The sequence below is a fragment of the Actinomadura gamaensis genome (assembly GCF_042652125.1).
GTDB lineage: Bacteria > Actinomycetota > Actinomycetes > Streptosporangiales > Streptosporangiaceae > Spirillospora > Spirillospora gamaensis.
Genome location: NZ_JBHSIT010000001.1, coordinates 566,554 through 578,037, shown reverse-complemented (window position 1 = coordinate 578,037; position 11,484 = coordinate 566,554). Strand labels below are relative to the sequence as shown.

General features: G+C 73.4%; 11 protein-coding genes. 5 read left to right on the top strand and 6 right to left on the bottom strand.

Annotated features, from left to right (window positions below):
- Positions 1-61 precede the first annotated feature (61 nt).
- Positions 62-742 (bottom strand): hypothetical protein, encoded by a 681-nt coding sequence (locus ACFPCY_RS02690; protein WP_378251930.1) that lies wholly within the window; start codon positions 740-742, stop codon positions 62-64.
- 23 nt (positions 743-765) lie between these two features.
- On the opposite strand from ACFPCY_RS02690, the gene ACFPCY_RS02685 reads away from it, so the two are divergent.
- From ACFPCY_RS02685 to ACFPCY_RS02670, 4 genes are read left to right on the top strand one after another with little or no spacing between them, the layout of a single operon-like run.
- The gene (locus ACFPCY_RS02685) at positions 766-2,244 is read left to right on the top strand and encodes an aldehyde dehydrogenase (RefSeq protein WP_378251929.1); all 1,479 of its coding nucleotides are present in this window, start codon (positions 766-768) and stop codon (positions 2,242-2,244) included.
- Positions 2,245-2,246: 2 nt separating this feature from the next.
- On the top strand, positions 2,247-2,984 hold the full coding sequence (locus ACFPCY_RS02680) for an SDR family oxidoreductase (protein WP_378251928.1): 738 nt from the start codon (positions 2,247-2,249) through the stop codon (positions 2,982-2,984).
- The gene (locus ACFPCY_RS02675; RefSeq protein WP_378251927.1) at positions 2,981-3,904 is read left to right on the top strand and encodes an NAD(P)-dependent oxidoreductase; all 924 of its coding nucleotides are present in this window, start codon (positions 2,981-2,983) and stop codon (positions 3,902-3,904) included. Before ACFPCY_RS02680 ends, ACFPCY_RS02675 begins: the two co-directional genes overlap by 4 nt.
- Positions 3,897-4,274 carry a carboxymuconolactone decarboxylase family protein gene (locus ACFPCY_RS02670; RefSeq protein WP_378251926.1) on the top strand — a complete coding sequence of 126 codons (378 nt, stop codon included), beginning with the start codon at positions 3,897-3,899 and terminating at the stop codon, positions 4,272-4,274. The genes ACFPCY_RS02675 and ACFPCY_RS02670 overlap by 8 nt, the downstream gene beginning before the upstream one ends.
- Here the strand turns inward: ACFPCY_RS02670 and ACFPCY_RS02665 are convergent.
- Positions 4,228-4,923, bottom strand: a complete 696-nt coding sequence (locus ACFPCY_RS02665; RefSeq protein ID WP_378251925.1) for an acetamidase/formamidase family protein — start codon at positions 4,921-4,923, stop codon at positions 4,228-4,230. The genes ACFPCY_RS02670 and ACFPCY_RS02665 overlap by 47 nt on opposite strands.
- Positions 4,924-5,092: 169 nt before the next feature.
- On the opposite strand from ACFPCY_RS02665, the gene ACFPCY_RS02660 reads away from it, so the two are divergent.
- Positions 5,093-6,967, top strand: coding sequence for a beta-propeller domain-containing protein (locus ACFPCY_RS02660; RefSeq protein ID WP_378251924.1), 1,875 nt, complete (start codon positions 5,093-5,095; stop codon positions 6,965-6,967).
- Positions 6,968-7,043: 76 nt separating this feature from the next.
- Here ACFPCY_RS02660 and ACFPCY_RS02655 read toward each other — a convergent pair whose 3' ends face one another.
- The 4 genes from ACFPCY_RS02655 to ACFPCY_RS02640 are packed head-to-tail and all read right to left on the bottom strand — an operon-like array spanning position 7,044 to position 11,459.
- Positions 7,044-8,156, bottom strand: coding sequence for a D-alanine--D-alanine ligase family protein (locus ACFPCY_RS02655; protein WP_378251923.1), 1,113 nt, complete (start codon positions 8,154-8,156; stop codon positions 7,044-7,046).
- A gap of 21 nt (positions 8,157-8,177) precedes the next feature.
- The gene (locus tag ACFPCY_RS02650) at positions 8,178-9,491 is read right to left on the bottom strand and encodes a trans-sulfuration enzyme family protein (RefSeq protein ID WP_378251922.1); all 1,314 of its coding nucleotides are present in this window, start codon (positions 9,489-9,491) and stop codon (positions 8,178-8,180) included.
- A gap of 13 nt (positions 9,492-9,504) precedes the next feature.
- Entirely contained in the window at positions 9,505-10,542 is a 1,038-nt protein-coding gene (locus tag ACFPCY_RS02645) for an NAD(P)H-dependent glycerol-3-phosphate dehydrogenase (RefSeq protein ID WP_378251921.1), read from the bottom strand.
- A complete protein-coding gene (locus ACFPCY_RS02640) occupies positions 10,539-11,459 on the bottom strand; it encodes a lysophospholipid acyltransferase family protein (protein WP_378251920.1) in 921 nt (306 codons plus the stop codon). Before ACFPCY_RS02640 ends, ACFPCY_RS02645 begins: the two co-directional genes overlap by 4 nt.
- Positions 11,460-11,484 lie beyond the last annotated feature (25 nt).

Here is an 11,484-nt window from a genome sequence, read left to right as displayed (position 1 = left end):
ACTGTCCAGAAAGTACAACGGACGCTCAGCCGGTGACAACGTACCGTCCGGGTGAGGCGCGTCACCCGGGGATGTGCGGCGTTCCGTCCCGCATCGCCGGGAACCGGTGCCGGGCGGCGGTGGTGCCGCGGGTCATGCGGGTGATGTCGGCCTCGGGCAGCGTCTCGGTGTCGTCGTCGATGACCACTTCCCAGCGGCAGTGCGGGACGCGCCCGGCGGGCACGCGCGGCGGCCGGTGCACGGGCCGGATCCGCGCCTTCGGATTCACGGCCTGCGCGGTGATGTCGAACGTGCCGTCCTCGATGGTGTGGCACATGCCCTTGACCGACCGCTCGCCGAACGGCTCAACGTCGAGCAGCGCACCGCAGGAGCGGAGCTGGAAGAAGCCGTGCCGCTCGTCGATCAGCTCGTACTCGACGTCCATGTAGTGCTGGGCGAAGCCCGGGTCGAGCTGGAGGCACTTGAAGATGGCCGAGACGCCGTCGCCCTCGATGCGCATGATCTCGCGGATGCGGTCGGTGTAGATCGGGCTGGCGCCCTTCCACTCCTCGATGGCGAGCTGCTCGACGACCTCCTGGCCGTAGCGCAGGCCGATGGCGGCCATGCCGGAGCGGTCGAGCAGGTGGACGATCAGCGCGTACTCCCGGACGAGCCGGACGAGCGCCTCCTTCGACAGGTCCTCGAAGCGGAAGTCGGGGTCGAAGTCGCCCGAATAGTCGGGCCGGGGCTTGCGTGGGGTCATGTCCTGGAAGATAGTCTGGACAGGTGTCCAGAACAACCGATCGCTTGTTCGGCAACCACCCCTCCCCACTGCTCCTCGACGGCCGTCTCGAACCCGGCTCCGGCGGCGCGTTCGACACCCTGAACCCCGCGACCGGCGAGGTCGTCGGCCAGGCGGCCGACGCGACGCCGGAAGACCTCGACCGCGCGCTGGCCGCCGCGCGGCGCGCGTTCGACGAGTCCGGCTGGTCGTCCGACGTGAAGTTCCGCGCGCACTGCCTGCGGCAGCTCCGGGACGCCCTCCAGCGGAACGCCGACGAGCTGCGCGAGCTCACCATCAGCGAGGCCGGCGCGCCGCGCTTCCTGACGTTCGGCGCGCAGCTCGACGGACCGGTGTCCGATCTCGGCTGGTTCGCCGACCTCGCCGAGGCGTACGCCTGGGAGAGCGACCTCGGCCGCGCCGAGCCGATGGGCATGGCGTCGCAGCGGCGGATCGTCCGGGAACCGGTCGGGGTCGTCGCGGCGATCACGCCGTGGAACTTCCCGCACCAGATCAACCTGGCGAAGGTCGGCCCGGCGCTCGCGGCCGGTAACACGGTCGTGCTGAAGCCCGCGCCGGACACGCCCTGGTGCGCGGCGGCGCTCGGCGTGCTCGCGGCCGAGGAGACCGACCTCCCGCCGGGCGTGCTGAACGTGGTCACCTCGTCCGACCACCGCCTCGGCGCGCTGCTCGCCGAGGACCCGCGCGTCGATCTCGTCTCCTTCACCGGCTCGACCGAGACCGGGCGGAAGGTCATGGCCGCCGCCGCGCCGACGCTGAAGCGGGTGTTCCTGGAGCTCGGCGGCAAGTCGGCGTTCATCGTGCTGGACGACGCGGACCTCAAGGCGGCCTGCTCGTACGCGGCGTTCGCGGGCGTCACGCACGCCGGGCAGGGCTGCGCGATCACCACGCGGGTGCTGGTGCCGCGCGACCGGTACGGCGAGGCCGCCGCGATCATGGCGAAGACGCTGTCCCGGCTCGGGCCGGGCGACCCGTCCGACGACGGGACGATCTGCGGCCCGCTGATCTCGGCGCGGCAGCGCGACCGGGTGGAGTCCTACCTGCGGCTCGCGGTCGAGGAGGGTGGCGCGTTCGCGTGCGGGGGCGGCCGTCCGGCGGACCGCGACCGCGGCTTCTGGATCGAGCCGACGCTGGTCACCGGCCTCACCAACGACGCCCGGACGGCGCGCGAGGAGATCTTCGGGCCGGTGCTGGTGCTGCTGCCGCACGACGGCGACGACGACGCCGTCCGGATCGCGAACGACTCGCCGTACGGGCTGTCCGGCGCGGTGCACGGCGGGACGGCGCGGGCGAACGCGGTCGCGGCGCGGCTGCGCGCCGGGACGGTCGCCGTGAACGGCGGCGTCTGGTACGGCGCGGACGTGCCGTTCGGCGGTTACAAGCAGTCCGGAATCGGCCGGGAGATGGGCGTGGCCGGCTTCGAGGAGTACCTGGAGATCAAGGCGATCGCCGAAGGGGCGTGACGATGGGACGGTTCGAGGGAAAGGTCGCGATCGTCACCGGCGCGGCGGGCGGGATCGGCGCGGCGTACGCGCGGGCGCTCGCCGCCGAGGGCGCGTCGGTCGTGGTCGCGGACGTGCACGAGGCGGGGCAGGACGTCGCCGACGAGATCAAGGGACTGTTCACCCGCACGGACGTGTCGGACCCGGCGTCCGTCCAGGCCATGGCGGACGCGGCGGCCGAGCGCTTCGGCGGCGTCGACCTCCTGGTCAACAACGCGGCGATCTTCGGGACGATGAAGCTCGACTTCCTGTTCACCGTCGACTGGGACTACTACAAGCGGTTCATGGCGGTGAACATGGACGGCGCCCTCCTCTGCACGCGCGCCGTGATCCCGCACATGCAGGCGCGCGGCGGCGGCGCGATCGTGAACCAGTCGTCCACGGCGGCCTGGCAGTACTCCGGCTACTACGGGCTGGCGAAGGTCGGCGTGAACGGCCTGACGCAGCAGCTCGCGCACGAGCTCGGCTCGATGGGCGTCCGCGTGAACGCGATCGCGCCCGGACCGACCGACACCGAGGCGAACCGGACGGTCGTGCCGGGGAACATGTCGCAGAAGATCGTCCGGGACAAGCTCGCGATCAAGCGGATGGGCACGCCCGAGGACCTGACCGGGATGTGCCTGTTCCTGCTCTCCGACGAGGCGCGCTGGATCACCGGGCAGATCATCAACGTGGACGGCGGCGAGGTGTTCCGCGCATGACGGCCGGGTCCGCGCGCACGACGACCGGGCCCGCGCGCACGACGACCACCGGGCCCGCGCGCATGACGACCGGGTTCGTGGGGCTCGGCCAGATGGGCGCGCCCATGGCGAAGCACCTGGTCAAGCGGGGACTGGTCGTGTACGACACCCGTCCCGAGGCGGTCGCGCCGCTGGTCGCCGAGGGCGCGCGGGCGGCGGCGAGCGTCGCGGAGCTGGCAGCGGCGTCCGATCTGGTCTCGGTCATGGTCCGCAACGACGCGCAGGTGAACGAGGTCGCCGCCGAGGCGCTCCCGGCGATGCGGCCCGGCAGCGTGTTCGCGATCCACTCGACCATCCGCGCCCGCACCGCCGAGGACCTGGCCGCCCGCGCGGACCCGGACGAAGTGCAGGTCGTGGACGCGCCGGTCAGCGGCGGGTTCATGGGCGCGGCGGACGGCACGCTCGCGGTCATGGTCGGCGGCTCGGAGGAGGCGTTCGAGCGGTGCCGGGAACCGTTCGGGGAGTGGGCGGAACTCGTCCTGCACATGGGGCCGGTCGGAGCGGGCACGCGCACGAAGCTCGCCCGCAACCTGCTGCACTTCACCGCGTTCACGGCCGCCGCCGAGGCGCAGCGGCTCGCCGAGGCGTCCGGCGTCTCGCTGCGCAAGCTGGCCCGGATCGTCCGGCACACCGACGCGATCACCGGCGGCGCGGGATCGATCATGCTGCGGCCCACCACCGCGCCGCTCGCGGACGACGATCCGCTGCGGCCGATCCTCGACCACGTCCGGACGCTGGGTGAGAAGGATCTGGCGTTCGCGCTGGAACTGGCGGACGAGCTCGGCGTCGACACCCCGCTCGCCCGGCTCGCCCTCGACCGGTTCGCGTCCGGGCTCGGCCTGTCACCCGCGCCGGAGCAGGAGGAGGAACGCGATGGATGAGCGCCGCGCCCGCGGATTGGCCAAGATGCGGGAGGTCTACGGCTGGGAGATCGGCGACGCCCCCGGCGACTTCTTCGGCATCACGGTCGACCACCTCTTCGGCGAGATCTGGTCCCGGCCCGGCCTGTCGATGCGCGACCGGCGGCTGCTGCTGATCGGGATGCTCGCCGGGCAGGGGCTGAACGACGTCCTCGACATCCAGATCCCGGCGGCGCTGGAGAGCGGCGACCTGGGTCCGGACGAGCTGCGCGAGATCGCGATCTTCCTGACGCACTACGCCGGCTGGCCGCTCGGCTCGAAGCTGTCGGTGCAGGTGGAGACGCTCATCGCCAAGTGGGAGAAGGGTCGGGCAGCAGGATCGGACGGCTGACCGCGAAGCGCTCGACGCCGCGCCTGGTCAGGTTCACGCGCAACTCGACGCTCCCGCCCACCACACGGCACGCACCGCGCGCGGGCAGATGCAGCGCGCCCACGTGCAGCCGAGCACCGAGGACGCGGACGGGCAGCAACACGCGCGACCCCGCCGTCAGCAACGCAACGGCACACCCGGCGGCGTCGCGCGCGTCGCCCCGCACAACCCCGTCCGCGTCCCAGGCACAGCCATCCGCATCCCACGCGCAGCCGTCCGCGTCCAACGCGCGGCCGTCCGCAGCCCGCACGCGGTCGTCCGCGTCCCACGCGCGATCGTCCGCATCCCACGCGCGATCGTCCGCGTCCAACGCGCGGCCGTCCGCGTCCAACGCGCGGCCGTCCGCGGCCCGAGCGCAGCCGGCGGCGTCGCCCGGGTCGGGCGAGGCGCAGCCGAGCGTGCTGGGATGGCCGGGAAGGCCGCGCGGGCCGGTCACGGACAGGACGTCCACGAGGACCACGTCGCCGGGCTGCGCGCCGACCACCACGAGCGGTCCGGAACGTCCGGCCGCGGGAACGGCGAGCCGCGCCGTCCCGCCCGTGATGACCTCGGCCTCGGCAGGGATCTCGGGGTGCCAGCGGCGCGGGGCGTCGATGAGCGGGGACGGCACGGCGGTTTCCCTTCCCGAGGCGGCGGATGACAGCACCGATCATGCCTACGCGGCTGTTACCGAGCCGTTTCGGCGGTAAGACACCCAGGTAAGGGTGCCATCACCGGCGCGGCGCGAATCGAACTCGGGCGGCGAGGAACCGAACGGGCGTCCGGGGCGTCCAACACCCATGCGTGCCCTGGCCTGTGGTTCCGCGCTCACGGCCGCGACGCTCGCCCTGGCGGCCTGCGGCTCCCCGCACTCCCGTTCCCACGGCTCCGCCGGTACGTCCCCGCTGAAGCTGGTGGCGTACGACTCGTGCGACGCGATCCTCCGGGACGTCCAGCAAGCGACCCTGCCGGAGCCCGAACCGTTGGGACCGGAACTCCGCGGCGGCGTCCACGCCCCGGACGGCACGGCCAAGGACATCGCGCCCGCCCCCGGCCACTCCAGAACGAACGTCCACGAACCGGACGCCGACGAGCCCGACACCGTCAAGACCGACGGCCGCCGCATCGTCGCTCTGACCCGCGGCGCGCTGGAGGTCATCGACCCCGCGACGAGGACGCTGACCGGACGCCTGTCCCTGAGCGCGACCGCGCCCGGACCGTTCGCGACCGGTGACGGCCAGGTGCTGCTGAGCGGCGACCGCGCGCTGGTGATCACGTCGCGCGTCCTGCTGCCGCCGCCGAGCGTCGTCAGGCCGGGCGCCCCGCCGAGAACGATGCCGAGCATGCCGCGCGCCCGGACGATCCTCACGCTCGTCGATCTCACCGGCGCCCCGAAGGCGATCGGGACGATGACCGTGAACGGCTCGTACGTGGACGCGAGGCAGACCGGCTCGACGATCCGCCTCGTCGTCCGCGCGGCGCCACGCGTGTACGGCCCGCTGGAGAAACCGCGCGACACGCCCACCGACCCGCCCGGCAACGTGCCCACCGACACGCCCGGCGACATGCCCACCAGCAAGCCGCGCGACACGACTCCACCACCGCCGCCACCGAGCCCGTCGCAGCAGCCACCACGCCTGGACGACTGGCTTCCCACCGCGACCGTGACCGCTCCCGGCACGCCGACCCGGCAGTACAAGGAACCCTGCGACCAGGTGAGACGACCGTCCGCGCCGACCGGCGGCGGCCTGCTCAGCGTGCTGACCGTCGCCCCCGCGAAGGGGCTCGCCGACCCGCAGGCCGTCAGCGTCGTCGGCGACGGCCAGACCGTCTACGGCACCGGGCGGACCCTGTACATCGCCGGTTCCACGCTGTCCGGGACGATCCAGACGCGCATCCACCGCTTCGACGTCGGCGGTGCCGGACGGCCCCGCTGGGTCGCGTCCGGCACGGTGCCCGGCACGCTGCTCGACCAGTACGCGCTGTCGGAGTACCAGGGCGCGCTGCGCGTCGCGACGACGGTGGGCAACGTCAGCGGCGTCCGCATCCTGACCCGCAAGGACGACCGTCTCGTCCAGATCGGCCGGGTGGACGGGCTCGGCCGCGACGAGCGCCTCTACGCCGTCCGCTACCTGGGACGCATCGCCTACGCGGTCACGTTCCGCGAGGTCGATCCGCTGTACGAGCTCGACCTCGGCGACCCGGCCCACCCGCGCGAGCTCGGCCAGATCAAGATCAACGGCTTCTCGTCCTACCTGCACCCGACCCCGGACGGCCACCTCATCGGCGTCGGGCAGACCGTCACGCAGCGCGGCATCCCCACCGGAATGCTCGTCTCGGAGTTCGACGGCTCCGCACCGCCGCGCCGCATCGCGTCCCACACCGACGAGGGACGCGTCTCCTACACCGGCACGGACCCGCACGCGTTCCTCTACTGGCCCGCGACCGGCCTCACCGTGATCCCGACCCAGCAGATCGGAACCCATCCCCCGCAGGACGGCGCCGTCGCGCTGACCATCGACGCCAACGGCATCCGCACTGCGGGATTCATCCCGCAGGAGCAGGTCACCCGCGCCGCCGTCGTCGGCGACACGCTCTGGACGTTCTCCGACACCGGTGCCCTCGCCTCCGGCCTCACCGACCTGAGGAAACGCGCCTGGCTCCGCTACGAGTAGCGGCCCAGCAGCGAGTGGCGACCCGGCTACGAGTAGCGGCCCGGCAGCGAGTGGCCACCCGGCTGCGAGCAGCGGCCTAACGGAGGCCGATCCTCCTGGTCAGGGCGCTCTGGATGAGCCGGTCGACCAGGGCCGGGTAGTCCAGCCCGGACGCGGCCCACATCTGCGGGAACGCCGACCTCGGCGTGAAGCCCGGCATGGTGTTGATCTCGTTGAGGATCCACCGGCCGTCGGGCGTGTAGAAGAAGTCCACCCGGGCGAGGCCCTCGCACTCCAGCGCCTCGAAGGCGCGGACGGCCAGGCGCTGGACCTCCTCGATGACGCCGGCGGGCAGGTCCGGCGGGATGGACAGGGAGGTCGAGCCGTCGAGGTACTTGGTGTCGAAGTCGTAGAAGTCGTGCTCGCCCGCCATCTGGATCTCGGCGGGCAGGCTCGCCTCGGCGGGGGCGTCGCCGACGCCCTGGAGCACGCCGCACTCGATCTCGCGGCCGGCGATCGCGGCCTCGACGATCACCTTGGGGTCGTGCTCGCGGGCGGCCTCGATCGCGGCGGGGAGGTCCGCCTCGCCGGTCACCCGCGTGATGCCCATGCTGGACCCGGCGCGCGCGGGCTTGACGAACACCGGCAGGCCCAGCTCGGCGATCTCGTCCAGCTTGCGCTTGCGCTCGCGCCGCCACTCGCGGTCGGTCAGCGTCACGTACCGTCCGACCGGCAGGCCCTGCGCCTGCCAGACCAGCTTCATGAAGCCCTTGTCCTGCCCGACCGCGCTCGCCAGCACGCCCGCGCCGACGTACCGGACGCCCGCGAGTTCGAGCAGGCCCTGGAGGGTGCCGTCCTCGCCGTAGGGGCCGTGCAGCAGCGGCAGGACGACGTCGACCTCGCCGAGCGTGCGGGGCACCTCGCCGGGCTCGACGACCATGAGGCCGCGCGCCTCCGGGTCGAACGGCAGCGCGAGCGCGCTGCCCTCGCCGCCGACCTCCGGGAGCCGGCCGTCGGAGATCGCCAGGTTCAGGTCCGAGGGGGGCAGGACCCAGCGCCCGTCGCGCGCGATCCCGACCGGGACCACCTCGTAGCGGTCGCGGTCCATCGCGGCCATCACCGCGCCGGCGGTGACGGCGGAGATGGCGTGTTCGGAGCTCCGTCCGCCGAACACCACCGCCACCCGGACCTTGCCTGAAACCTGGGACATGGTGTCCGACCTTATCGCTGATCAGGCACTATCTGCCACGCTCGGCACCGGCCCGGCGCCCGATCCGCCACCCGATCCAGTGGCCGATCCGGTGACCGATCCGCCGCCCGGTCCGCCGGGTCCGCCGGTCTCCCGGCCGGTGACGCGCGCGACCGTGTCGAGGGCCCGGCCGACGTCGCGGACGAGGTCGGTCGCGTCCTCCAGGCCGATCCGGAACCGGACGGTCGCCGGGTCCGCTCCGGGGATCTCGGTCGCCGCGTGCGCGACGGCCGTGCGGACGCCGCCGTCCGTCCCGGCGACCAGCGCCAGCCGGACGGCGTCCACGAGCGCCTGCCCGGCGGCGAGCCCGCCGTGCGGCGTCACCGTCACCACTCCCCCGAAGCGCGTGCCCTCGGGCCCGGCGTCGAACAGGCGGCGCGCGACGTCGTGTCCGGGATGCTCCGGAAGGCCCGGATATCCCACCGACCGGACGGCCGGGTGCCGGGCCAGCGCGGCGGCGAACACGCTCGCGGTGTCGCACTGCCGCCGGACGCGAAGCGGCAGCGTCTCCAGGCCGCGCCGCAGCAGGAACGCGTCGTCCGGACCGAGCGAAGCGCCCGTCTCCACCCGGACGCGCCGGATCACCGCCATCACGTGCGCGCCGCCGACCACCACGCCGCCCGCCGCGTCGCCGTGCCCGCCCAGCGGACCGGACGCGTCGTGCACGACCAGGTCGGCGCCGTGTTCGAGCGGGCGGCACACGACCGGGGTCGTCCGGGACGAGTCGACGGCCAGCAGCGCGCCGTTCGCGTGCGCGAGTTCGGCGAGCGCGGGCAGGTCGGGCACGGCGAGACCGGGCTCGGACAGCGTCTCGGCCCACACGAGCCGCGTCGTCGGGCGCATCGCCGCCGCCATCTCGGACGGCTCGGCGAACGTCGTCTCGACGCCGAAACGGGCGAGCAGCCCGGTCAGCACCGCACGGAGCGGCCCGTGCGCGGCGGCGGGCGCCACGACGTGCGCGCCGGACGTGGCGCAGGCGAGCAGCACGCCCGTGACGGCCGCCGCGCCGGACGGGAACGCCTCGGCCGTCGCCGGACCGTCCAGCAGGGCGCCTTCGAGCGCGGCGACGCCGGACGCGAACGCGACCGCGGACGGATTGTCCACCGGATCGGCGAACCCCGAAGCGGAGGCGGAACCGGACGCGGTCAGCTCGGCGTGCTCGGCCGCGCCCGCGTACGCGAAGGCGGCCGTACGCCACACGGGCGCGCCGACCGGAGCCTGCTGCGGGACGGCGGGCTGCGGCAGGTGCGCGGCTCGGGTGTTCTCACCCTGCCGGGATCTGGAGGGACTACGCATCGCCTCCAGTGTGTCACGGACGGTGCTTATCCCGCTTGGGTGTCACGCCGTAACGCTCGGGTTTCGGCGACCGGGTGATGAGCGCGAGCCCGGCCTCCTTCACCGGCTTGCCCTCGTGCAGCACCGCGACCACCTCCTCGGTGATCGGCATCTCCACGCCGTGCTTGCGCGCCAGCTCCAGCACCGCCTTGGACGACTTGACGCCCTCGGCGGTCTGCTTCGTCACCGCGGTGACCTGGTCGGGCGTCATGCCCCGGCCGAGGTTCTCGCCGAACGTCCGGTTCCGGGACAGCGGCGACGAGCAGGACGCGACCAGGTCGCCCATGCCCGCGAGACCCGCGAACGTGTGCTCGTCCGCGCCGAGCGTCGCGCCCAGCCGGGCGATCTCGGCGAGGCCGCGGGTCATCAGCACGGACTTGGTGTTGTCCCCGAAGCCGAGCCCGACCGCCATCCCCACGCACAGCGCGATCACGTTCTTCACCGCGCCGCCCAGCTCCACGCCGATCACGTCGGTGGAGGTGTAGGTGCGGAAGTACGGGGTCATCGTGGCGGCCTGGAGCTTCTCGGCGCCCGCCATGTCCGCGCAGGCGGCGACGGCCGCGCCGGGCTCGCCGACGGCCAGCTCGCGGGCCAGGTTCGGGCCGGAGAACACCGCGACCCGGTCCGGCGACACGCCCGCGACCTCGGCGATCACCTCGCTCATCCGCCGGGTGGTGCCGAGCTCGACGCCCTTCATCAGGCTGACGAGCAGCGCGTCCGGCGGGAGGTGCGGGGCCCAGTCGGCGAGGTTGTCGCGCAGCGTCTGCGCCGGGACGGCGATCCCGACCACGTCGGCGCCGGCGAGCGCCTCGGCGGCGTCCGTGGTGGCGCGCAACTGCTCGGGCAGCGCGACGCCGGGCAGGTAGTCCGGGTTCTCGTGCCGCTCGTTGACCGCCTCGACGACCTCCGGACGGCGGCCCCAGAGCGTCACCTCGCTGCCCGCGTCGCACATCAGCTTGGCGACCACCGTCCCCCACGAACCGGCCCCGAGCACGGCGCAGCGGAAGGTCACTTGCCGTCCCCCCGCTCCGCCGCCCCGGCGGCCCGACCGTCGTCCCGCGCCCCGCCGCCCTCGACGACCTCGGCAGCCTCAACGACCTCGGCAGCCGCAGCGGGCTCAGCGGGCTCGACAGCCGCGACGGGCTCGGACGGTTCGTCCTGGAGCTTGCCGGCGGCGCGGCGGCGCTCCTCCAGCACCTTGTGGTGGTCGTACAGCTCGGCGGGCGGCTCCTCGCCGCGCAGCTCGCCGAGCAGGTCCGCGATCTGGCGCATGATGTCGTCGGTCGCGGCGCGCAGGGTGGCCTTGGTGAGCGGCTGGCCCTCGTAGCGCGACAGGTCCACCGGCGGTCCGGCGATCACCTGCATGGTCTTGCGCGGGAAGGGGTGGAAGCCCTTCTTCAGACGTCCGCGCAGCCCGGTCGGCTCGCCCTTCTTGTACGGCAGCAGCTCGTGCGCGCCCCAGCTCGCCACGGGGACGACCTTTGCGCCGGTCTTCAGCGCCATCCGCGCCACGCCCGTCTGGCCGGTCATCGGCCACAGCTCGGGATCGCGGGTGCAACTTCCCTCGGGATAGAACATCAGGCACTGGCCGTTGCGCAGGGCCTCCTCGGCGTCCCGGAGAGCGAGGGCGGCGTCCGCGCGGTCGCGGTAGACCGGGATCTGACCGGTGCCGCGCAGCACGGCCCGGATGACGGGCACGTCGAACAGGGTGGACTTGGCCAGGTACACCGGGTAGCGGCCGGACTCGTAGACGAAGTGCGCGAGGGCGAGCGGGTCGGACTCGGAGATGTGGTTCGCGGCGATGATCACGCCGCCCTCGCCCGGCACGTTGCCCCGGCCCCGCCAGTCCCGCTTCAGCAGCCCGTACAGCAACGGGCGAAGGATGACGATGGTCAGCTTCCGCCAGCCGGGCGAGTAACCGTGGCCCATGCCCGTCCCTCCTCGTTCCGAAACT

Excerpts from the sequence above, each read along its gene's own strand:
- ACFPCY_RS02690 (WP_378251930.1), bottom strand. The coding sequence starts at position 742 with ATGACCCCACGCAAGCCCCGGCCCGACTATTCGGGCGACTTCGACCCC.
- ACFPCY_RS02680 (WP_378251928.1), top strand. The coding sequence starts at position 2,247 with ATGGGACGGTTCGAGGGAAAGGTCGCGATCGTCACCGGCGCGGCGGGC.
- ACFPCY_RS02675 (WP_378251927.1), top strand. The coding sequence starts at position 2,981 with ATGACGGCCGGGTCCGCGCGCACGACGACCGGGCCCGCGCGCACGACG.
- ACFPCY_RS02670 (WP_378251926.1), top strand. The coding sequence starts at position 3,897 with ATGGATGAGCGCCGCGCCCGCGGATTGGCCAAGATGCGGGAGGTCTAC.
- ACFPCY_RS02660 (WP_378251924.1), top strand. The coding sequence starts at position 5,093 with ATGCGTGCCCTGGCCTGTGGTTCCGCGCTCACGGCCGCGACGCTCGCC.
- ACFPCY_RS02655 (WP_378251923.1), bottom strand. The coding sequence starts at position 8,156 with ATGTCCCAGGTTTCAGGCAAGGTCCGGGTGGCGGTGGTGTTCGGCGGA.
- ACFPCY_RS02650 (WP_378251922.1), bottom strand. The coding sequence starts at position 9,491 with ATGCGTAGTCCCTCCAGATCCCGGCAGGGTGAGAACACCCGAGCCGCG.
- ACFPCY_RS02640 (WP_378251920.1), bottom strand. The coding sequence starts at position 11,459 with ATGGGCCACGGTTACTCGCCCGGCTGGCGGAAGCTGACCATCGTCATC.